The sequence below is a fragment of the Blastocatellia bacterium genome, from assembly GCA_016713405.1.
Classification (GTDB): domain Bacteria; phylum Acidobacteriota; class Blastocatellia; order Chloracidobacteriales; family JADJPF01; genus JADJPF01.
Genome location: JADJPF010000001.1, coordinates 36,209 through 58,783, shown reverse-complemented (window position 1 = coordinate 58,783; position 22,575 = coordinate 36,209). Strand labels below are relative to the sequence as shown.

At 33.2% G+C, this 22,575-nt stretch carries 17 protein-coding genes and 2 pseudogenes; 16 read left to right on the top strand and 3 right to left on the bottom strand.

Translation table 11 applies throughout. The annotated features are described in order from the left end of the window. Positions 1 to 403 precede the first annotated feature (403 nt). The 6 genes and pseudogenes from IPK14_00255 (at position 404) to IPK14_00230 (ending at position 5,481) form a co-directional block, all read left to right on the top strand. Positions 404 to 1,629 (top strand): annotated as a pseudogene (locus IPK14_00255) (RtcB family protein). Between the two features lie 91 nt (positions 1,630 to 1,720). After that, entirely contained in the window at positions 1,721 to 2,809 is a 1,089-nt protein-coding gene (locus IPK14_00250) for a glycosyltransferase family 39 protein (GenBank protein ID MBK7991873.1), read from the top strand. 11 nt (positions 2,810 to 2,820) lie between these two features. Continuing rightward, positions 2,821 to 3,623: pseudogene (locus IPK14_00245) on the top strand (RNA 3'-terminal phosphate cyclase). Between the two features lie 106 nt (positions 3,624 to 3,729). Beyond that, positions 3,730 to 4,401: a zinc ribbon domain-containing protein gene (locus tag IPK14_00240; protein ID MBK7991872.1), complete on the top strand. Its 672-nt coding sequence runs from the start codon at positions 3,730 to 3,732 to the stop codon at positions 4,399 to 4,401. A 15-nt stretch (positions 4,402 to 4,416) separates the two neighbouring features. Continuing rightward, positions 4,417 to 4,701: a Smr/MutS family protein gene (locus tag IPK14_00235; GenBank protein MBK7991871.1), complete on the top strand. Its 285-nt coding sequence runs from the start codon at positions 4,417 to 4,419 to the stop codon at positions 4,699 to 4,701. A gap of 6 nt (positions 4,702 to 4,707) precedes the next feature. Further along, entirely contained in the window at positions 4,708 to 5,481 is a 774-nt protein-coding gene (locus tag IPK14_00230) for an ABC transporter ATP-binding protein (protein MBK7991870.1), read from the top strand. An 82-nt stretch (positions 5,482 to 5,563) separates the two neighbouring features. Here the strand turns inward: IPK14_00230 and IPK14_00225 are convergent, their stop codons facing one another. After that, positions 5,564 to 6,898, bottom strand: coding sequence for a pentapeptide repeat-containing protein (locus IPK14_00225; GenBank protein MBK7991869.1), 1,335 nt, complete (start codon positions 6,896 to 6,898; stop codon positions 5,564 to 5,566). A 279-nt stretch (positions 6,899 to 7,177) separates the two neighbouring features. Between IPK14_00225 and IPK14_00220 the strand changes: the two genes are divergently transcribed. The 8 genes from IPK14_00220 (at position 7,178) to IPK14_00185 (ending at position 18,236) form a co-directional block, all read left to right on the top strand. Further along, a complete protein-coding gene (locus tag IPK14_00220; GenBank protein ID MBK7991868.1) occupies positions 7,178 to 8,671 on the top strand; it encodes an AAA family ATPase in 1,494 nt (497 codons plus the stop codon). A 241-nt stretch (positions 8,672 to 8,912) separates the two neighbouring features. Next, entirely contained in the window at positions 8,913 to 9,428 is a 516-nt protein-coding gene (locus tag IPK14_00215; protein ID MBK7991867.1) for a hypothetical protein, read from the top strand. A gap of 47 nt (positions 9,429 to 9,475) precedes the next feature. Then, entirely contained in the window at positions 9,476 to 10,555 is a 1,080-nt protein-coding gene (locus tag IPK14_00210) for a VWA domain-containing protein (protein MBK7991866.1), read from the top strand. A 26-nt stretch (positions 10,556 to 10,581) separates the two neighbouring features. Beyond that, the gene (locus tag IPK14_00205; GenBank protein MBK7991865.1) at positions 10,582 to 11,709 is read left to right on the top strand and encodes a VWA domain-containing protein; all 1,128 of its coding nucleotides are present in this window, start codon (positions 10,582 to 10,584) and stop codon (positions 11,707 to 11,709) included. Between the two features lie 217 nt (positions 11,710 to 11,926). Then, a complete protein-coding gene (locus IPK14_00200; GenBank protein ID MBK7991864.1) occupies positions 11,927 to 13,486 on the top strand; it encodes a benzoate-CoA ligase family protein in 1,560 nt (519 codons plus the stop codon). A 346-nt stretch (positions 13,487 to 13,832) separates the two neighbouring features. Beyond that, positions 13,833 to 16,187 carry a TonB-dependent receptor gene (locus IPK14_00195; GenBank protein ID MBK7991863.1) on the top strand — a complete coding sequence of 785 codons (2,355 nt, stop codon included), beginning with the start codon at positions 13,833 to 13,835 and terminating at the stop codon, positions 16,185 to 16,187. A 169-nt stretch (positions 16,188 to 16,356) separates the two neighbouring features. Then, positions 16,357 to 16,836: a hypothetical protein gene (locus IPK14_00190; protein ID MBK7991862.1), complete on the top strand. Its 480-nt coding sequence runs from the start codon at positions 16,357 to 16,359 to the stop codon at positions 16,834 to 16,836. Between the two features lie 998 nt (positions 16,837 to 17,834). Continuing rightward, entirely contained in the window at positions 17,835 to 18,236 is a 402-nt protein-coding gene (locus tag IPK14_00185; protein MBK7991861.1) for a hypothetical protein, read from the top strand. Positions 18,237 to 18,466: 230 nt separating this feature from the next. On the opposite strand, the gene IPK14_00180 is transcribed toward IPK14_00185, so the two are convergent. Beyond that, positions 18,467 to 18,796 (bottom strand): hypothetical protein, encoded by a 330-nt coding sequence (locus IPK14_00180; GenBank protein ID MBK7991860.1) that lies wholly within the window; start codon positions 18,794 to 18,796, stop codon positions 18,467 to 18,469. 222 nt (positions 18,797 to 19,018) lie between these two features. After that, positions 19,019 to 20,326, bottom strand: coding sequence for a winged helix-turn-helix domain-containing protein (locus tag IPK14_00175; GenBank protein MBK7991859.1), 1,308 nt, complete (start codon positions 20,324 to 20,326; stop codon positions 19,019 to 19,021). Between the two features lie 139 nt (positions 20,327 to 20,465). Between IPK14_00175 and IPK14_00170 the strand changes: the two genes are divergently transcribed. Continuing rightward, positions 20,466 to 21,179, top strand: a complete 714-nt coding sequence (locus tag IPK14_00170) for a ParA family protein (GenBank protein MBK7991858.1) — start codon at positions 20,466 to 20,468, stop codon at positions 21,177 to 21,179. A 33-nt stretch (positions 21,180 to 21,212) separates the two neighbouring features. Continuing rightward, a complete protein-coding gene (locus tag IPK14_00165) occupies positions 21,213 to 22,517 on the top strand; it encodes a hypothetical protein (protein ID MBK7991857.1) in 1,305 nt (434 codons plus the stop codon). Positions 22,518 to 22,575: the final 58 nt, after the last annotated feature.

Below are 22,575 nucleotides of genomic sequence, written 5' to 3'. Positions count from 1 at the left end.
AAGCTTACTCAAGTAAGAATTATAGTTGTAGCGAATGCCTTGAGGAACTACACGTAACTATAACGACCCTAAGGTAGCGATACTGGAGTGATCTAGCGAGCGAAGCATCAAAATGTCTTTTGATAAAAAAGATGTTTTTTGCGTGTCCACTGCCAAAGCAATTTGGTAAGGACGGTGTTTCTCTAAACCCTTGTCGCTACAACCTCTTACTAAATAGATCTATTATTACTATTTCATATTTATAAAAAATTCTATATAAAATCAGGGCTGAATGCTTGCCAGGATTACATTACATCCAATAATGACTACAATCTTGGCTCCTGTGGTTTAAGTCAAATTAAATCACAAATTTGTCAGCCCTATTTTTATGCTTATTAATAATTACTATAAGGAGACTGCCAGCATGGAAAAAAAATATCAGGTACTAAAAGAAGATCAAACTGCACCAGTAAAAGCTTGGATTGAGGGTGTAGCATTAGAGGACGCAGCTAAAAAACAATTATTAAATGCTGCTTCAATGCCATTTATTCATAAGTGGATTGCAGCAATGCCTGATGTTCATGCTGGTATTGGTGCTACGGTTGGCAGTGTAATCCCAACAAAAAAAGCAATCATTCCTGCTGCTGTAGGGGTAGATATTGGATGCGGTATGTCTACTGTGCAAACTACACTTAAGGCAAATGACTTACCGGATAGCTTAGGTCATATACGGGCAGCAATTGAAAAGGCTGTTCCTCATGGTCGTACTGATAATGGTGGAAAGAATGATAGAGGTGCTTGGGCAAATTCACCTAAACATCATGAAAAAGTTTGGCAGGACTTAAAAACAGGTTATGAAAAAATTATAGCTAAACATCCTAAGCTAGACCGAGGAAACCACTTAAACCATTTAGGAACTTTAGGTACAGGAAATCATTTTATTGAAGTTTGCTTGGATGAAGTTGATCGGGTTTGGTTTATGTTGCATAGTGGTTCACGTGGTGTAGGTAATCGGATTGGAAGCTATTTTATTGAACTAGCTAAAGAAGATATGCGACGTTGGTTTATTAATTTACCTGATCAAGATTTGGCTTATTTGCCTGAAGGAACTGAGCATTTCAATGATTATGTTGAGGCTGTACATTGGGCGCAAGAATTTGCTATGTGGAACCGTAAGTTAATGATGGAAAATGTAATTAATGCTATAAGAAGTGTTGGCGGACTGCCAAGTTTTGAAACAGGTTTAGAAGCAATCCATTGTCATCATAACTATGTTGCTATTGAAAACCATTATGGTGAAAACGTCTTTGTTACTCGTAAAGGTGCGGTAAGAGCTAGACTAGGAGATATGGGGATTATTCCTGGTAGTATGGGCGCAAGATCCTATATTGTACGTGGAAAAGGTAATCCTGAAAGTTTTATGTCCTGTAGTCATGGGCAGGCCGTGCAATGTCTCGTACTGAAGCAAAAAAGAGATTTACTATTGCTGATCATATAGCTGCTACGGCTGGAATTGAATGTCGCAAGGATGAAGATGTAATTGATGAAACTCCAGCAGCTTATAAAGATATTGATGCAGTTATGGAAGCACAATCTGATTTAGTGGAAGTTGTTCATACACTTAAACAAGTAGTCTGTGTAAAGGGTTAAAAACAAACATAAATAATGCGAAAAACCCAGTACAAATAGCACGCTTTGGTCAGAGGAAAAAATTATTCTATCCTTATTATTTGCAGTAGTTATGATTAAAGTGTGCTTATTTGGCTGGGGATTTTTATGTTTTGATTTTGCGGCGAACCCTGACCAAAATTTTCTTAGCATTTGGGATCGTTGGGACGCTTACTGGTATAAAACCATAGCTATTAGCGGCTACAAACCTGTGGGGCTAGATGAGCAAGCGCAAGCTTTTATTAGCCATTTTCCACCATTTTATCCTTTATTAATTAGAATAGTTTCTAAACTATTTTTTATTGCTCCTCATTCAGCCGGTTTTTTAATTTCTTTTACTTTAGCAATTGCTAATTCTTACTTACTCTATTGGCTAGTAAAACGAGATTTTAAAGATCAACGAATGGCTGTTTTAAGTGTCTTGTTTTTTAATCTTTATCCAACCTCTTATTTTACTAATTCAATTTATACAGAATCTTTATATTTATTTTTAACTTTACTATCTTTTTGTTTAATAAGATTACAATATTTTTTTCTACCAGGTTTACTTGGTGCAGCTAGCATTTTAACTAGATATATTGGCGTGACTATTTTACCAGCTTATTTATGGGTAATTTGGCAAAATAGACGCAGTTGGTCATACAAACAGCTATTTTTGGTTATTTTGCCTCCCTTTGGGCTAGCGATTGAGTTACTGATAAATATTTATTATTTTGGGAGTCCGTTTTTTGTTGTTCGTGAGCATGAAAATAATCCTGCCTCAATTCAAACACCTAGCTTTCCGCCTATTCCACTAAAGGAAGCTATTTTTAGCTTGCCTACTTTGCTTGGAAATTTAACTAGCGGTATTTGGGATGAATTTTTTATGATGACCTTGGGTTGGAGCGCAGTTTTTACTATTTTTGCTTTAGCTGTAATAATTATAGGTATTTATAGGAAATTGCCTTGGGATTATTCTATTTATGCTTTAAGTTATGTGCTATTTTTCTCTTCATTTACTTGGACAATTAGCGCACCACGTTTTACTTTCGCGCTGTTTCCAATTTTTATTGCCCTAGCCACAATTAAAAATCGTGTAGCAATAGCTTTAATAAGTACTATTTTTTTTATTTTATTGCTACATTTTACAAGAATTTTTGTTAATGGTAGTTGGGCATTTTAGGATAGAAAATTATGATAATTATTGATGGTTCTTTTGGTGAAGGTGGAGGACAAATCTTACGTAGTTCTCTTGGACTATCACTTGTAACTGGCACTGCATTTAGGATTGAAAAAATTCGTGCAGGTCGTAAAACTCCAGGTTTACTACGCCAGCATTTAACGGCTGTTAATGCTGCGGCTCAAATTGGACAAGCTGAGGTTGCTGGAAATACTATTGGCTCAACACAACTTACTTTTATTCCTAAAAAAGTAGTAGCAGGAAATTATTCTTTTGCTGTTGGTACGGCTGGCAGTGCTACGCTAGTATTACAAACTATTTTGCCAGCACTTTTACTTGCTGATGAACCATCAGAGCTAATTTTAGAAGGTGGTACACATAACCCAAACGCGCCGCCATTTGATTTTTTCGGGAATTAAGTCTAATTGGACAGCGTATGTCTTGGGACAAATCTTTTCTACATACAGAAATAATAGATAATTCTCGTGGCCCGGGTAATGTTGTTTTTATTGAGATAGAAAGCGAAAATTTAACAGAAGTTTTTGCTGCATTTGGTGAAAGAGGACTACGCGCAGAAGCTGTTGCAGATTTAGCGGTTAAGGAAGTTAGACATTACCTAGCAGCTAATGTTCCTGTAGGTGAATATTTAGCCGATCAATTGCTAATACCTTTAGCCCTGGCCGGACAAGGTGCTTTTACAACTTTTGGACTGTCTTTACATACTACTACTAATATTGAGGTGATCAAAAAATTTCTAAACATTAGCATTAACACTACACAACTAGGTAAATCAAATATGCTAATTGAGCTAAAATAGCTATTTACAAGTTTGTTGGATATTGTTGCAACCTTGTTAGATAAGTTGTTCGTTTGCTACAATCAAACATCTAATATAAATAGCAAAATTAACCAAGGAGACGGTTATGTTTTGTCCAGGTTGTGGCAAAGAAGTTTTAGGTGATCGAAATTTCTGCAATGTTTGCGGTATTAATCTTTTAGCAATTCAACAAATTGTAAGTAGTAATACTCCTATACAACAATCCCAGTTATTGCCTTTGCAAAATTTACAAAACTTCCCGTCGTCAGAACCCCATTTAACTAAACAAGCTTTAGTAATAGAAAAAGCTCGTCATGACTTAAAAAAGCTTGGCCTAATATCTATGGGTGCAGGGACGTTTATGGCTATAGCTTTAGAAATAATTTCTGATGCTCTAAATATACATTTTTTAAGTAATTTAGCTCCTCTTGGAGCATTAGTTATTGTATTAGGTGTTATGATTTTAATTTATCGTAGGCTTATTTATGGTTCAGTAAAAAAACCTGTAATTGTACTAGATCCAAACTCACTACAAAACCCACAAATAACAGCTTTACCTACTCCACAATCTACAAATTTAGATTATCAAATGCCTCCGGGCCGACCATTATTTCAAGATCGCCCCTTAAACACCGCAACACAACAACCACTTATATCACCTATTGCAAATCCGCAAAACTATAATTCTAATGCTGCTTATCCTTATTCACCTCCAAGCGTTACAGAAAATACAACTAAAGAGCTAAAACCACCTCACACAAAACCAACTAATTATTAATACTTATGAATAAAGATGATTTTGAAAACTGTAGAACCTATAGAACTACCGATTGAAGATACTATTGATTTACATAGATTTTCCCCCAAAGAAATTAAAACTGTAGTAGAAGAATATCTTTATCAATGTTATGAGTTAAAATTTCCTGTTGTACGGATAATTCATGGAAAAGGAATTGGAGTACAAAGAGAAATCGTCAGGAAAATCTTAAGTAGTAGCCCTTATGTTGCTAGTTTTACAAATGGAGATTTAACTGGCGGTAGTTGGGGGGCAACTGTAGCTTACTTAAAATATGATTAAAGCCTTATGTTAAAAGCAGAAAACTTATGTTTTAGCTATCAAAAGTCGGTTATCAATAATGTCTCTATTGATATAAAAGAAAATGAATTAGTTGTACTACTTGGCCCAAATGGTTCTGGAAAATCTACTTTTATGAAAATGCTAGCAGGTTTGCTAACTCCTAGTAGTGGAAAAATATTTCTAACAAACCGTTTATTATCAACTATTTCCCGACGAGAACTTGCAAAAGAAATTGGCTATGTTGCTCAAGAAACAAGGGTTGAATTTCCATTGTCAGTGTTTGAATTTGTATTGCAAGGTCGTTTTGCTTATGGTCGTGGAGTTGGTTTTGAGCAAGAAAAAGATTTTAGCGCAGCCCTTCAAGCTATGGAACTAACTGCAATCACAGAGTTTAAAGCCAGGCAGTTAAATGAGCTTTCTGGAGGCGAGCGTCAAAGAGTTTTTTTAGCCCGTGCGCTAGCACAAAAACCAAACCTACTGCTTTTAGATGAACCAACAGCAAATTTAGATATTGCTTATCAAGTAGCCACATTAAAACTTTTAAGTAAATTAATCGACCAAGAGGGCTTAACTGTTTTGCTTATAACACATGAAATAAATTTAGCATCAGAATTTGCTAATAAAATCTTGCTTTTGAAAGATGGGAAAATATTTTCTCAAGGTTCACCTTCAGAGGTTTTAACAAAAGATGCTTTAGAATCTGTTTTTGAAACCACTTTGTTTGTGGATAAACACCCTAGCAGTAATACACCAAGAATTACAATAGTAGGAAGAAATTAATAAAAGAAATTTTTAAGACTTTCTCATGTACAAGTGTAAATAACTTGCTGATTTAATTTGTATTACACTTGGACATTAAGATTTACTCTTTGCTAGTTAAGCGAAAAATCATTAGCAATGGTTTCCAATAAAAATCACAAACGATTTTAGAAGTTTTAGATGGTTTTGCTTTCCAAAAGTTAGCTTTTTTAGCAATAGCATCCGTCATGTTGATTCCACCAATATTTGCATCTGTAAATTTTGCTTCTGTAACATTAGAGCGCATTAATTTAGCAAACCTTAGATCTGAATTAACAAAACTAACTTTATTTAAGTTTGCTGCTGTTAAATTAATGCCTGTAAGGTCTGCCTTTTCTATGGTTGCACCAACTAAAGTAGCTTTAGAGAAATTTGCTTGACGCATTGAAGCACCACTTAAAATAGAATTATCTAAAATTGCACTTTCCAAATTAGCGTCTGCAAATTTTGCTCCTATTAAGCTACAGCTTTTTAATTTTATCCCTTTTAAATCCATCCCACGAACATCTATGCCATTTAAGTTTGAAGCTGTAAATTCAGCACCAGGAAATTTGGCTACTCTTAAATCCATAGTTTGTAGGTTGACACTTTGAAAACGTGTATTTTCAAACCATGCATCTCTGATGTTAGCAGAAGAAAAAGCTACTTTTTCAAGTCTTGCACTATTAAAACGAGACCTTTGTAAACTAACATTATCAAATTTTACTTCTATTAATTCTGCGCCTTCAAAATCCGTTTGTTGTAAATTTGCTCCAGCAAAGTCCGTCCCTATCATTTTGGCACGACAAAGTTTAGCTGATTGTAGATCTGCATCCCTTAGTTTTGTATATTTTAAGCTAGCTCCTGTAAGGTCTGCATTACGCATATTTACTTTATTTAATTCCATATTATCCAAAACTACATTTTCCAAAATAGTGGTTTCAAAAATAGAGCCTGCAAGTCCTGTCCCCTTAAAAGAAGCATCTTTCATTAATGCCCCAGTAAAGTCAGCCCCTTCTAAGTTTGTAGCTTCAAACTTAGCATTTTCCATTATTGCTCCACGAAGAGAGACTTTAGTTAAAGTTGCTCGGTTAAGTATGGCACTTTTTAAGTTAGCTTTTTCTAGTTTAGCATCACGAAAATCTATACCAGTTAAATTAGCTCTCTCTAAAGTAGCATTAGTTAGATTTGCCCCTAGCATTGATGTGTCCATAAAGGTTGATAGCCGAAAAATAGCACCTGTTAAGTTACTACCATCAAATTTTGCTCTTGTAAGGTCAGCACCAGATAAGTCTCTATTGGTAAGGTCTAAATTTCGTAAATCAGCCCCTGTAAGATCTGGAGTATTAACTCTATTTGCATCACGCCAGCTATTCCACTCTGGAGTAATCAACATTTGTAAATGCGTTTGGTTAACCATAAACTAAGTCTCGTTTTTTTTAGGATTTAGAAAGCAAATTTGTAAACATTTTCATAAGTAGGTTTTATAGGTCTAAAACCCTTATTTTTTATTATAAAAATGCTGTTATGTTAGGTTTTAGTAAAAAAACTATTATAAACACAGATAGCAAACAAATAGAACTAAAAATTGTCTGTTTTCTGGCAGAAGAAAAATTGAAAAATTCATCAGATTTCGTTACCATTGTTAGCCAATACAATCAAATCCAGTCTAAAGCTTTTTCAGTTATATTACTTACTTATGCAAAATCGAGTACGCCTTTCACCACTAGATCGAATTAAAAGAGCTATTGTAGCCCAATATCCAATAATTTACTTACGCACATGGGAAGAAGACCGAGTAGAAAAAATGATCCAAAGCATAGCTAAAAGCTTTTCCCAGGTCGTACCTATTTATACTTGGACAGTTTCCGAAGGCTTAAAAGATTCTAAATCCATTGTACCAGCTACAACTGAACCAACAAAGGCACTAGACTTTATTATTAAAGAAGGCGAACCAGGTTTTTACTTACTAAAAGATTTTCATAATTTCCTTAGAGATAATGCGGCTTTAGCCCGCCGTTTAAGAGATGCTTATTATCAGCTAAAAGAAAAAGCTAGATTTATTATGATCTTAGGAACTTCCTTTTATATTCCTGAAGAGTTAAGCAAGGAAGTTCACTTAATAGAAGTACCTTTACCAGGAGATGATGAAATTGGGCCGCTACTTGATTACATGACAAATCGCTATTTTAGAAGTCCAATCACAGATGAAAAAGCTCGTAATAACATGATTATTGGCTTAAAGGGGCTAACCATTAATGAAATTCAACACGTTCTTAATGCCTTATTTTTTGGTCAACAACAATTTAATCCTTTAATGATTGAACAAGTTTTAACAGAAAAAGAACAAATTACCAAAAAAGAAGGTTTGTTAGAATTTGTCTTTCCTCGCTTTAGAGTCGAAGACGTTGGTGGTTATGGTGTGTTAAAAGAATGGCTAACAAAACGCTCTAAAATTTTTAATAAAGATGCCGAAAAAATGGGGGTTTCTGTACCAAAAGGCTTATTAATGATGGGAATTTCTGGTTGTGGCAAAAGTTTAGCAGTTAAAGTAGTTTCTACTTTGTGGAATTTACCACTATTTCGGCTAGATATGTCAAATGTCTTTTCTGGGGGCTTTGGGCCGCCTGAACAAGCTTTTGCTAGAGCAATTGCCACGATTGAAGCCATTAGCCCTGCTGTACTTTGGATAGATGAAATTGAGTCAGGGATGATTGGAGTAAAAGAAGGTGCCTCAGGCCCGGCATCCCGTATTTTTGCTACTTTTTTAACCTGGATGCAGGAAAAAGACGCTCTAGTTTTTGTTGCCGCTACAGCTAATCGTATTGACTTACTACCAGCAGAGTTTATACGTAAGGGACGCTTTGACCAAGTTTTTTTCCTGGATTTACCAGATGAAGAAGAACGTAAATCTATTTTTGCTGTACATTTACAACGTAAAGGAGTTGACACTAGCCGATTTGACCTAGTAATACTTGCTAAATCAACTGCTGATTGGAACGGAGCGGAAATTGAACAAGCAGTGCTTTCAGCAGCCGTAGAAGCTTTTAATGAGAACCAGCCCTTGTCACAAAATCATATACTACGTATTGTTACTCGTACTATTCCGCTTTCCAGGACGATGACCGAACAAATCAAATATATTAAGAGTTGGGCGCATACACGTGCCTTAAATGCTTCTCGTGCGCAATAAGAGTTTTTGCTTGACTTAAGGCTTTTCCATATTGGTAAAGCTATGGCATAATTGCTTTACTGATACAGCTTTGGGAAAAGTTTTTTCTTAAGTTAAAGCAAAAATTTTGGGCGGAAATTCTTTTCTTTTGATACATCGAGTTTCTTTTTAAGAACATCTCACCAGAGCTTTTTGTAGCCGAATCTAAAATTTCCGCTTGTTGCGCTCATCTGCTAAAATCTTGAAAATTAGGTGAACAACTATGCGGTTAACTACATTTTTGCATAAATATAAAGTTATTTTCTTAATACTAATTCTATTAAGTTGTGCTAGCAGTATTTTTGCCCAAAGTCCTGGCTCTTTACCAGAATTTCTTTCCACAACAGAGCGTGAAAATATTAGTAAAGAAAATAAAGAAAAAGACCGTACAGAAGCTTTAATAAAAATAAGTGTAGGACGTTTGGGACAAGCACAAGTTAATTTTCAAGCAGAAAACTTTGCTCTAGCAAGTGATGAAATTAGAAATTATGGTGATTTGATAGATTACACAGTTAAATATATCAATACCTCAGTAAAAAAAGAGGGTGATAAAAAGAAGCTATTTAAGATCTTAGATCTTTCTTTACGCCGAGATTTAACAGTTTTAGAATCTTTACGTTATGAATTACCAGGAAAATATGCTGATGAAGCAAATTTAGTTTATGAACAAATACGTAAAGCAAGAATTACTGCTTTAGGAGCATTATTTGGTAAAGATTTTTTCCCTGATCCAGATTAGTTAGCAAACATATTTAGGCTAAAAATTTTTTTTGAGAGAAGCTATTTATGAGTTACACAAAGCGAGTCTTAACTATTTCATTAATTATTTTACTAGCACTTTCCATTATCAATCTTCCTATTAGTTTTGCCCAAAATCCTCAAGACCTTCCACCACCTCCTCCTCCGCCTGAAGAAAAAGAAAAAAATAAACGCAATCGTGGCGATGTTGACCAGGATGATGGCGGAACAATTGTTATTGATACAGACCTAGTAACTTTGGATGTAAGTGTACTAGATAAAAATAACAAGTTTGTAAAAGATATTACCCAAAACAAATTTCAAATTTTTGAAGACCAAATCCCACAAAAAATAGAATTTTTTACACAAGAACAAGTCCCTATTAGCTATGGTATTGTTATTGATACTTCTGGGTCAATGCGTAAGAGGCTTGCTACAGTAATTAAAGCAGCTAAAACATTACTTGCACTTAGTAAGCAAGGTGATGAAGTTTTTATTGTAGATATGAAAGACACTCAAAATATTGAGTTATTGGAAGATTTTACTACTTCTCTAGAAGATGCTAATGATGCTTTAGACAATATGGTTGCTGGTGGTGGAACTGCTCTTTTAGATGGGATTACGGTTTGTAGCGAGTATGCTAAACAAGGTAAAAATCGGCGTAAAGCATTAGTAGTAATTTCCGATGGAGATGAGCGAGATAGTACATATACCGTAGATCAAGCCGTAGATAAATTACGAGAATTTGATGTTCAGCTTTATATTATTGGTTTTCCTGAAGAAGTAGCTGAAGATGGTGGATTATTTAAGCGTTCACCAAGAAAAAAGGCAGTTGATTTAATTAATAAACTTTCTACTGAATCAGGCGGACAAGCTTATTTTCCACGTGATTTATCAGAACTTGAGCCTATTGCCCAAAAAATTGGCACAGATCTACGTTCTCAATATTCTATTGGCTATTATCCAAGTAATGTTAGACGGGATGGAACTTTCCGCAAACTCCAAGTAAAACTAACAGAGAATAAAGACCAGTATGCAGTACGCACACGTAGCGGATATTATGCTAAAAAAGAAGGAACAAATACAGGTACTGGAGAAGTTGCACAACCTAAACGTGCTGGTAAATAAAAGTTTTTAATGTAGGAGCAAAAACCATGAAACGCTGCTTAACTTTCTTATTAGTTAGTTTGTTAGTTTTTATTAGTTTAGCAGACATTGGTTCTGCTCAATCTGGACGTGTTCGTTCTAAATCTAAACCAGCCCCAGAAAACACAAATAATCCAACATCTACAACAAATAACACAGAAAATAGCACAAATAGCACAGACAACACCCCTCAACCAAAGGTAATTAGAGCAGATCCTAGCGAATTAAGCGAAGATGATGCAACACTGAAAATAGATGCTACTTTAGTTACTATACCTACGGTTGTCAGCGATAGAAATGGCCGTTATGTTCCATTCCTAAAACCAGAAGACTTTAGAGTTTTTGAAGATGGAATTGCTCAAGAAGTTTCTTTGCTTTCCTCAGAAAAAGTTCCTTTTAAGGTCGCTCTTGTGATGGACACTAGCGGAAGTATTTCTGATAGCATGGAAATTATTCAGCGTAGTGCTGTAAATTTTGTCCGTGAACTACGTGAAAATGATGAAGTTATGGTAATTGAATTTAATAGTAGAGTTAATGTATTAAATGAATTTACAAGTGATCGTAATAAAATCCGCCATAGCATTAATACAACTCGCGCTGGTGGTGGAACACGTCTTTATGATGCACTATATTTGGCAGCAAAAAAAATAAAGTCTGAAGAAGGTCGTAAGGCTATTATTTTACTTACAGATGGAGAAGATACAGGGAGTGATGAAAGCGAGCGAAATACAATTGAAGCAGTGCTTGAAAGTGGTGCCTTAAATTATGTTATACAATTTCCTGCTTCAGATGTTGGAACATTTGGTTCTAGCCCAGGTTTAGGAATGCCTCCAACTTTTCCTGGTGGCGGGGGTGGTGGTAGACGTGGCGGCGGAGTTGGTCGTTACCCTGATACCGTATTTTTACGTGATTTAGTTCGTGAAACAGGTGGAGACAGCTATTATGCTGGCGGTCGTAATGGTCTACCAGATATTTGGCATCGTATAGCTGAAGAATTGCGCTATGTTTATATCGTTGGCTATTATCCTAGTAATCCAATAGAAAATGGAGGATATCGTAAAGTCAATATCCAACTAAAAGACAATAGTGCTGGAGCTATTCGCTTTAAGCGAGGTTATAAAGCTAATAAAAGCTAATTTTGTAAGTATTAAAACTTTTTAAGTAATACAAAAGGTTTACTAAGTTAAATAATTTAGTAAGCCTTTTATTATTTAACGGATAGTTTTTGGAATAAGCACTTTGCTTTCTTGCTATTAGCTATTCTTTGTCTTATCATCCATTTTCTTAAACACAATAAAATCTACCTAGAAGGAGAATGCTAATTTAACCTTTAGTATTAGCATTAAGTGTAAGATGAAAATAGAATTTCCAGAAAAATTTAATATGGCAAATTATTTTCTTGATCATAATATTGAAGCTGGTCGTGGTGACAAAATATGCCTCTATTACCGTAATCAAACTTACACTTATCAACAGATAGTCAATGAAACTAATCAAGTAGGAAATGTTTTACTTAATTTAGGAATAGGTATGGAAGACCGGGTTTTAATGGTTCTTCCTGATTGTCCAGAATTTGTTACTAGTTGGTTTGCTATAGCTAAAATAGGTGGAGTAATTACAATGGTAAATCCACTGCTACCATCTAGCGACTATGAATATTACTTAGATTATACAAGAGCTAAAGTAGCAATTGTTGATGCTAGCACGCTAGATCGGATTGAGCCAATACTTTCTAAAGCTCGATATCTAAAACATTTATTGGTAGTAGGTTGGCCGGCTAATTCTCATCCAAGCTACCATGAATTAGTTCCAAAAGCATCTATAGAGCTAGAAACTGCTCCTACTTCTAAAGATGACATTGCAATTTGGCTTTTTACTTCTGGTTCAACAGGACATCCAAAAGCAGCCGTGCATTTTCATCATGACTTACCTTACAACACTGAATGCTATGCAAAACAGGTATTAAAAATTAGGGAAACAGACATTACTTTAGGTGTACCAAAACTTTTCTTTGGCTATGCTACAGGTACAAATCTACTTTTTCCTTTTGCGGTTGGAGCAGCAGCAGCAATTTTTTCTGAACGCTCAACAGCACAAACAATGTTTGAAATGATTACAAAATATCGTCCTACAATTCTAACTAGCGTTCCAACAATGATTAATGCAATGTTGCAAATAGAAGATGCTAAGAAAAAATATGATTTAAGTAGCATTAGAGTCTGTTTGTCAGCGGGCGAAGCATTGCCAGAAGAACTTTATCACCGTTGGACTTCAGCCTATGGAGTGGAGATTTTGGACGGCATTGGTAGTGCAGAAATGTTTCATATCTATATTTCTAATTATCCAGGAGATGTAAAAGCTGGAAGTTTAGGAAAATTAGTTCCAGGCTATGAAGCAAGAATAATTAATGCTGATGGTGTAGAAGTTGCGACAGGTGAAATGGGAACACTTCAAATTAAAGGCGATAGTGCAGCACTTTGTTATTGGCAAGCTCATGAAAAATCAAAAGTAACATTTGCAGGTGATTGGATGACAACAAGTGATCAATTCCGTCGTGATGAGGAAGGTTATTTTTGGTACTGTGGCCGGACAGACGACATGTTAAAAGTAGGAGGAATTTTTGTTTCTCCTGGTGAAGTAGAAAATTGTTTGCTACAACACGCTTCTGTTGCAGAATGTGCAGTTATAGGAGTTACAGACGAACAAAATTTAATTAAATCTAAAGCTTTTATTGTTTTACGTCCAGGCTTTTCATCAAGTGATGAGCTAGCTAAAGAATTACAAGAATTTGTTAAGCAAACCATTGCCCCTTATAAATACCCAAGAATAGTTGAATTTGTAGCGGATATGCCAAAAAACGACCGAGGAAAAATAGATAAAAAACAACTAAAACAAACTAGTGCTAAAGAATAAGCACAGCATATTTCCTTACTAGAAATTCTATAATCCTAATCTAAGTTTTAGCACTAGCGGAAACCCCGCAAAAATTCTCTCCTATTTTGTACATTTTTTGTGCAAATTCTCGTCTTGATATAAATAAGTGTTTAGAGTTGCAAACGTAGTTTTTTTACACTAAGTATGATTTTATAACTTATTGATTTTAATGGTTATAGATCATAAATAAAGTATAAACACTAGGCTTATGACAAGCTAGATACTAGTAAAACAACTAATTAATATAATTAACAAATATAAAGCCCTAAATATTCTTCACAATTAATAATCAAGCTATATTTTTAAGGAGTGAATAGTATTTGCTATGGACAATAAATACAAATTTCTGTTGATTGCGACAATTTTTTCTTGTTGTTTTTTTAGCACCGCTATTTTAACTTTTGCACAAGGTGGGGCAACTACAGCCACCATTAGAGGCACAATAAAAGATGAACAAGGAGCAGTAATTGATGGTGCCAGTATTAATATCAAGAATGTAGCAACAAATACTTATCGAGAAACAATAGCTAATGAGGATGGGTCTTTTTTATTGGTTCAACTTGCGCCTAGTAGTTATATTTTAACAGTTGATAAAGAAGGGTTTAGTTCTCGATCTGTGTTTATTGAACTAGGCTTAGGTGTAAATATAGTCTCAGACTTCACACTTAAAATAGGGTTTAATTCAACAACTATAATAGAAGTTACATCTGATAGCCTCAAACAAGAGTCTAAAACAGAAAGTAGCAATAATATACGTAAAGAACAAATCCAAAACCTCCCAATTAATCGTCGTAATTTTCTTGATTTTAGCTTAATTACTCCACGCGCAGTTAAAGATCGCGTGCCAACACAAGGAGTAGCAGCAACATCAGGGTTGTCTTTTAATGGACAAGCAGCACGATTTAATAACATTACAATTGATGGTTTAGATAATAACGAGACTGCAACAGGTGCAGTACGTTCAACATTTAGTCAGGAATCTATACAAGAATTTCAAGTAGTTTCTGATAGTTTTTCTGCTGAGTTTGGCCGTGCTTTAGGCGGTGTTGTAAATATTGTTACTAAAGGTGGAACAAATCAGTATCATGGAAGTATTTTTTTACTAAACCGTAATGATGCAATTAGTGCTAGAGACGCTTTTGCACCTTTTGAACCAAACTATGAACAATATCAATTTGGAGCAACTTTAAGCGGCCCGATTAAAAAAGATAAAATTTTCTTTTTTAACTCTTTTGAAAGACTTAGTATTAAGCAAAGCCAATTTGTTACATTAAGAGATGAAACTGTAAATGGAGCTAAAAAACAAGGTTTTGGCTTAAATAATGGCCCAATTGCTTTTGCTCTTAATAATTCATCTGTACTAACAAGAGCAGATATAAAGCTTAACAAAAATGATTTTCTTTTTATTCGTTACAATTTTTCTGGTACATATAATGGAGCTTTTGAGCCTTTTGGAGGTTTAATTGGGGAAACTAATGGAGGTATTCAACGCTTAACAGACAGTAATATTGCTATTAGTAATACTTATAGCAATAGCCAAGGAAGTTTAATTAATGAAACACGCTTTCTTTATGGACAACGTAATCAAAATATTCTACCAATTGAAGATAGTCCACAAATTAGATTAGTCGCACTAGAAGGGCTAGTCCAATTTGGTCGCAGTACCTTGCTACCACAACCCCGCAAAACACCCATCTATCAGCTTGTTAATAATGTTTCTTTAGCGCGAGGCCAACATCAAATTAAATTTGGAGGTGATTTTTATTCTGCTGACCCAGATAATAAGTCTACAGTTCCTATTTTAGCAGGAGGATTTGCATTATTTTTACCATTAGACTTTACTGCTTTAACAGGATTTCCTGATTTGCCTATTTTTAGTGGACTTGAAGCATTTGATCCAACAATTAGAACCCCTCAACAACTTGCTTTCCTAGAAATAGCTTCGGCTCAAGCCCCCTTACTTTTTCCTGGTTTTCCACAAAACTTACCATTAAAAGACCTTCCTTTACCTTTTGCATATGCACAAGGTTTTGGTGATACTAAAGTGTCAGTCAACCAAAAACAATATTCACTATTTTTTCAAGATGATATGAAATTAAAAGAAAATCTCTTAGTCAAAATAGGGCTACGTTATGACCTTAGTAGAGCCAAATTTGTTCCTAAAAATAATGGTAATTTTAGTCCTCGGATAGCTATTTCCTACCAACCTAAAAGGTTGAAAAACTTGAGTTTAAGAGGCTCTTATGGAGTATTTTTTGGCGCACCTTTATTTGGAATTGCAGCTTTGGTAGAGCTAACATCTGTAAAACAATCAGTAAAAATTCCTATTGTGCCTTTTCCCTTTTCTGTTGTTCCTTATTCTTTGCCAAATCATAGATTTGCCGAAAGTAATGAGTTACCTAAAGAAATAGATTTCGTTCCTCAACTAAGCACTGTGTTTAATTATGCTCCTTCTGTGCGTAATAATTACAGCCAACAAGTAACAGTAGGTTTTGACTATCTGTTAAAAAACACTACTTTACTATCTGTTACTTATAACTATGTAAGAGGGTTAAAAATTAGTTCTCCACGAAATATAAATCCCGTAGTACGCACTACTAATGATTTATTAGCTAATCAGTTAACTGGGCGAGTTGATCCTAGCAAAGGAGATATTTTTGAGGTAGAGTCAGCTTTTTGATAGCTATTATAATGGCCTAACTGTAGCAGTCCGTCAAAGATTTAGTAAGCGTGTAGATTTTGTTGCCCATTATACATTTTCCAAAGCTATTGATAATTTTTTAGATATTAGATTTGACTTACAAGAAACTGTTGATCCACTTAAACCCGGTAATGAACGAGGTCTTTCTTTGCAAGATGTTAGAAGTCGGTTTGTTTTTTCTGGATTATTTGATTTGGATTATAAAAATAACCCTGTGTTAAAAAATACTCAGATTTCTGCAATTCTTAATTTGGAATCAGGTCGCCCTTACAACTTATTAGCTGGACAAGACCTTAACTTAAATGGGGATAATCCGCCAGGCGATAGACCAGCATTTTTAGGACGTAATACGGGAATTACTCCAGGTTTTGCTAATTTAGATTTACGCCTAACAAAGAACTTTACTTTTAAAGAAAGTATTCGTATAGAAACTTTTTTTGAAGCTTTTAATATTTTTAATCGTGTAAACATTAGCGAAATAGATAGAGTATTTACTGCTGATAAACAAGGTAATTTTAATCTACCACCTAAACAAGGAAGCAGGTTTGCTGTTACACCTGATCGGTTTCGTAATGCTTTTACTCCTCGCCAATTCCAATTTGGTTTACGTATTAATTTTAAAAATTAGGTGATTTTAATTTTGGAGTAATCTATATAAAAAAAAAAAAAAAAAAAAAGGAAAAAAAAAAAAAAAAAAAAAAAAAAAAAAGAAAAAAAAAAAAAAAAAAAAAAAAAAAAAAAAGGAAAGGGGGGGGAAAAAAAAAAAAAAAAAAGAAAAAAAAAAAAAGGAAAAAAAAAAAAAAAAAAAAAAAAAAAAAAAGGAAAAAAAAAAAAAAAAAAAAAAAAAAAAAAGGGGGAAAAAAAAAAAAACAAAAAAAGGGAAAAAAAAAAAAAAAGGAGGGAAGGGGGGGGGGCCGGGGGGAAAAAAAGAAAAAACAAGACCACAAAAGGGGAAGAAAAAAAAAAAGAAAAAAAAAAGAAAAAAAAAAAAAAAAAAAAAAAAAAAAAGGAAGAAAAAAAAAAAAAAAAGAAAAAAAAAAAAAAAGAAAAAAAAAAAAAAAAGAACAACAAAAAAAAAAAAAAAAAAAAAAAAAAAAAACAAAAAAAAAAAAAAAAAAAAAAAAAAAAAAAAAAAAAAAAAAAAAAAAAAAAAAAAAAAAAAAAAAAAAAAAAAAAAAAAAAAAAAAAAAAAAAAAAAAAAAAAAAAAAAAAAAAAAAAAAAAAAAAAAAAAAAAAAAAAAAAAAAAAAAAAAAAAAAAAAAAAAAAAAAAAAAAAAAAAAAAAAAAAAAAAAAAAAAAAAAAAAAAAAACAAAAAAAAAAAAAAAAAAAAAAAAAAAAAAAAAAAAAAAAAAAAAAAAAAAAAAAAAAAAAAAAAAAAAAAAAAAAAAAAAAAAAAAAAAAAAAAAAAAAAAAAAAAAAAAAAAAAAAAAAAAAAAACAAAAAAAAAAAAAAGAAAAAAAAAAAAGGGGAAAAGAAAAAAAAAAGAAAAAAAAAAAAAAAAAAAAAAAAAAAAAAAAAAAAAAAAAAAAAAAAAAAAAGAAAAAAAAAAAAAAAAAAAAAAAAAAAAAAAAAAAAAAGGGCCGGGGGGGGAAAAAAAAAACCAAAAAAAAAAAAAAAAAACTTTTTTGAAAAAAGGAAAGAAAAAAAAAAAAAAAAAAAAGAAAAAAACCATCAAAAAAAAAAAAAAAAAAAGAAAATTTCTAAAAATCCCCCAAAATCCCCCCACAGCCCAAGGGGGGGGGGGGGGAAAAAAAAAAAAAAAAATTGAAAGGGGGGGTGGGGTGGGATTTAAAAAGTCAAAAAAAAAAAAAAAGGGGGAGGGTTGGGGCGCCGGCCAAAGGAGGGGGGGGGGGGGGCCCCTCTTTCTTTTTTTTGTTGGGAGGCGCGTCGTTTTTTTTTTGCTTCTAATCCTCCTCCACCAACAAAAAAAAAAAAAATTTTTTTTCCTTTCCCTACCCCCTCCTCCCGAAGAAAAGAAAATTTTTTTTCTCCCCCCCGCCTCCCTTTTTTTTTTTCTTACCCCATAATTTTTTTCCCCCCCCAAAAAATTTGGGGGATTTTTAAAACATTTATTCCCCCTAAAAAATTTTTTGCTTAAAAACTTTTTTTAAACTTTAAAAGGGGGTATAAATAAATTTTGTATGCAAAAAAAATTAGCTGGCCTCTGACACTACTTAGAAGATACCAGCTAGGAGAACAGGGTATGAAATTGATACAAATGCTTGGACACAAGTTCTCCTAAAAAGGTTGCCTGAAATTATAAAACTAAATTCCAGCTAACGTATGTCACCGCTACTTGATTTCCAATTAAGGTAATTTGCCAGCTTTTATTATTGCCTATGTCATCAATTCTTACTTGAGTAGTGATTCTAACTGGGGTTTTGCTCTTTTTATCAAAAGTCGCTGGAGGATTAGGAAGTTTTACAACTGGCTTTAGCCAATTAGCCCACACTATTTCTTTGTTAGGACGAAATTCCAGTGAGTTAACCACTACCTCACCTTGATCATCTGTTGTGTAAGAAATTGTCAAATTAGCATTTTTAATACGGTAAAATTCTGTGCCAAACCCGTAAATTTCTTTTGGCAAACCATATTTACGGTGAACTTCCTCTTTTTTTGTACCAATATTAACCGGCGGTGTTAAAAGTTGTGGCGTTAATTCTGCTTTAGCATCTGTTAAATTATTATAATGCAGCCTTTTATCTAATTTAATTACTATTTCTTCATCCCTATTTTGGTAAGCATTAATATTAGTTAGTGAAAAGTTATAAATAAAACAAAAAGTAAACTAAATAATAGGATAAAAATTTTAGTCTTCATGTTTATACCACTCCGCCAAGCCATAAGTACGAGGCGCAACCATTCTAAAAATAGATTGCTCTCCTAATTTTTGTATTTCTGTATAAATTTGTCCTGCCAAAGATGCGTCTGGTTTTTTACTATTAGAATCTATTAAACCTTGTTCAATAGCAATAGTAACTATCTCTTTAGCTGTCATAGGCCGTTGCATTTGTTGCAACAAATAAATAGCAGCCTGTTTATAGCCCATTCTTTTGTTTTCTTTTGATACTATATTACTTTCTTCTTCTATTACTTCTATTGATAAATTATTTGATAAGTTTAATTGTTCTATCTCTATATTGCTATCTAACACATTTTCTTTATTTATTATCTCATCAACTATTTCTATATTAGTAAGTTCTGTTATTTTTATATTATCTTCATCAGATACAATATTAGAGTCTATTTTATCAGCTAATGTTGCTTGGCTACTGGCTGCTAATTGCTCATCTAACTTTGTTAATTCAACTAAGTTTGTAGATGGAGTAGAAAAATTACCGGTAATAACAACATTATTTTCAATATCTTGAGATTTTACAGGTTTTTTCCAAAGATTTTCTTGCTCACAAAATTCTTTTAGTGCATAAGTCCTTGGCCCAACTATCACAAAAGGAGTTTTTTCTGGATTACGTCGGGTGTCAGTATAAATTTGTCCTGCAATAGAAGCATCTGGAGTCTTACCAGCACTGCTTACTAAGCCTTCATTAATAGCAATTGTAGCAATTTCCCGTGCTGTCATTACGCGCTTTTCTCGGCTTAAAATTAGTTGTGCTGCTTCTCGAAAACTTAACCCAATACTATCTGGATCTAAATAAATAATTTCATTCTCTTCTTTATTACTTTCTGTCTCTTTTTTACTAACTTCTAACTTTTCTTCCACTATTAAATCAATATTTTCTTCTTTATTCCAAAGAGGTAAGGTAGCCGGATTTTGTTTTTCTGCCACTTTATCAGAAACAGAAGTTTTTTCTAAATTAAAGTTAAAATCCTCTTTTGAAATTTCATCAAATGAAATTTCACCTTCAACCGCTTTCCAAAAATCCTTTGGCATTGGAATCCGTTTGCCAGATTCTACTTCTTCAGTAATAAAAGTCTGATAGGCTTGTTTTCGGCGTTTTTCCATTAAAGCTTGCGCTCTAGCACGTTGTTGGTGTACTAAATGGCGAAAATCTTCTGGCATCTTAGTAACTTTATTAGCTGTATTTTCTTTAGAAGAGTTTGATTTATCCAACATATCATTATCACTGTTACTGCTGTCATTGTTATTATTTATCATAACGTTATCAGACTAGAGTTACAGAATGAAAATTTTTATCTTTTAATTAAGCTTAATCTGATCAGATAGCTTGCTATCCTAATAATGCTTCATATAATAGCAAACAAGTTTTTTAATTTTATTGCGAAAACATAAATTTATGAAAGTCATTGCGGTTGCTAATCAAAAAGGTGGTGTTGGTAAAACTACCACCGCAGTAAATTTAAGCGCATCTTTAGCAGCACTAGGACAAAATGTTTTATTAATAGATGCTGATCCTCAAGCTAATGCAACTAGCTCACTTATGGACAAACGAGAGGTTGCTGGATCATTTTATCATCTTTTTGATGAAACAATAGATAGTGCTGTTAACCCTAGTTTAATTATTCATGAAAAAGTACGAGAAAATTTAGATCTACTTCCAGGACATATTTCTTCAGCAAAAATTGAGCGGATCAATTCCTCAAAATCTTTAGCAGCACTTCGCCGGGCATTAAAAAAAACTGGTAATTATAGTCATGTAGTAATAGATTGTCCTCCCGCTTTAGGTAATATTGTAGAGGCTTGTCTTATGGCTACAACTCATTTACTAGTACCTGTAAGGTGTGATTACTTAAGCTTAGATGGAATAGAAGATTTACAAGATACTGTAGGTTCTATTCAAGAATTTAACCATGAACTAAAACTGCTAGGAGTATTACGTACTTTTTATGATCGTCGGCTAAAAATTACTGAGTCTGTAGATGAATCATTAAAGGAAACCTTTACGGATTTAGTTTTAGAAACATTTATTCCTGCAACAGTAAGAGTTCAAGAAGCCCCGGTTATAGACAAACTCTTATTGAGTATTCACCTAGTTCTAGTGCCACACTAGCTTATAAAAATTTAGCAGAAGAGGTTATAAACCGTGTCCAAAAAACCACTACCTAAACGTACTTTAGCTTTTAAGCTAGAAAAACATCCAACAGCCGAACGCCTAGAAGCTCTTCGCTCACAAGGAATTGAAAATATTGAGGACTTAGATTTGTTAACTAGTCCTACAACTAGTGCTACAGATCAAGCTATAGCTAATCCTCTAACTAATTCAAATAATATTTTATTGGTTCAAACAAATGTAGCTACAGATGGATCTAAAACTAGTCCTACTAGCAATCTAATAAATATACCGACACAAGACCCTATAGCTAGTGCTATAGATAAAGCTATAGTTAATACTTCAAATGAACCTATAAATGAAGTAATAGAAAAATTAAGTAGTAGTGCAAATATTAAAAATGACTTTTCTTTGGAAACTCAAAAAATAAATGATTCAGCTATTGATATATCTGTCACTACATTTATACCTATATCTAGTCATACATCTAGCAATATTAGTCAACCTACAGCTATTGATACAAATATAGCAATAAATAGTAGTCTAATAGATCAAATAGAATCATCTTTTACATTAAAAGAGCTTTTTTATAAGCTACAAGAAACGCATTCTGCTTCAGCACAAGTTATTTATAAATTACTTACAGATTTAATTAGTAAAAGGGGACGACCTATTATTCGCATTGGGACAAAACAACTACTAGAAAAAACTGGTATTAAATCTCATGTAACTGTTCGCAAAGCTATAGATGAGTTAATCGTTAAATTATCTTTAGAAATAATAGAAGCTAACCAAGGAAAAATCCCACCTGTGTACAAGCTTATTACTCCAGAAGAAGTTTTTTATAAACGAGCAAAAGCTAATATAACTATTGATGAGGATACAAAATTTGCTTTTCAATTAGGCCAACGCCTTTGGCCGCTTAACAATAAAACTAATATTGATACTACACCAATAGATATATCTAGCATTACATCTATACCTACAATTAGTCATACAAGTGAATATACAACTAGTCCTACAGTTAAAAAATCTGAAAGGTTAAAAGATACTACATTTCTTAGTAAAAAACTTTTAATACAACTTAAACCAATATGTGACAAATTATTAATAGAGATAAATGATAGTCCTGAGCTATCAATATTAAATAATTGTCCATTGCCACATATAATTATTGGGATATGCAAAAGTAGAAATTTACAAACTAGTAAACCTCTATCATTACAAGATTGTTTAACCGAAATACTTGAGCATTACAAAACAATGAACGCTTTACCAGAAACAATTTTATCTCAAGTTGCTTACGATCAGTTTACTGCATTAAGTAAATTAGCGTAACAATGAATTTAATTTACTAAATTTACTATTATTAATGGAAATTTTATTCATTAAGATA

Bases quoted from the DNA above. Each gene is read 5' to 3' on its own strand.
- IPK14_00250 (MBK7991873.1), top strand. From the start codon at position 1,721: ATGATTAAAGTGTGCTTATTTGGCTGGGGATTTTTATGTTTTGATTTT.
- IPK14_00240 (MBK7991872.1), top strand. From the start codon at position 3,730: ATGTTTTGTCCAGGTTGTGGCAAAGAAGTTTTAGGTGATCGAAATTTC.
- IPK14_00235 (MBK7991871.1), top strand. From the start codon at position 4,417: ATGATTTTGAAAACTGTAGAACCTATAGAACTACCGATTGAAGATACT.
- IPK14_00230 (MBK7991870.1), top strand. From the start codon at position 4,708: ATGTTAAAAGCAGAAAACTTATGTTTTAGCTATCAAAAGTCGGTTATC.
- IPK14_00225 (MBK7991869.1), bottom strand. From the start codon at position 6,898: ATGGTTAACCAAACGCATTTACAAATGTTGATTACTCCAGAGTGGAAT.
- IPK14_00220 (MBK7991868.1), top strand. From the start codon at position 7,178: ATGCAAAATCGAGTACGCCTTTCACCACTAGATCGAATTAAAAGAGCT.
- IPK14_00215 (MBK7991867.1), top strand. From the start codon at position 8,913: ATGCGGTTAACTACATTTTTGCATAAATATAAAGTTATTTTCTTAATA.
- IPK14_00210 (MBK7991866.1), top strand. From the start codon at position 9,476: ATGAGTTACACAAAGCGAGTCTTAACTATTTCATTAATTATTTTACTA.
- IPK14_00205 (MBK7991865.1), top strand. From the start codon at position 10,582: ATGAAACGCTGCTTAACTTTCTTATTAGTTAGTTTGTTAGTTTTTATT.
- IPK14_00200 (MBK7991864.1), top strand. From the start codon at position 11,927: ATGAAAATAGAATTTCCAGAAAAATTTAATATGGCAAATTATTTTCTT.
- IPK14_00195 (MBK7991863.1), top strand. From the start codon at position 13,833: ATGGACAATAAATACAAATTTCTGTTGATTGCGACAATTTTTTCTTGT.
- IPK14_00175 (MBK7991859.1), bottom strand. From the start codon at position 20,326: ATGATAAATAATAACAATGACAGCAGTAACAGTGATAATGATATGTTG.
- IPK14_00170 (MBK7991858.1), top strand. From the start codon at position 20,466: ATGAAAGTCATTGCGGTTGCTAATCAAAAAGGTGGTGTTGGTAAAACT.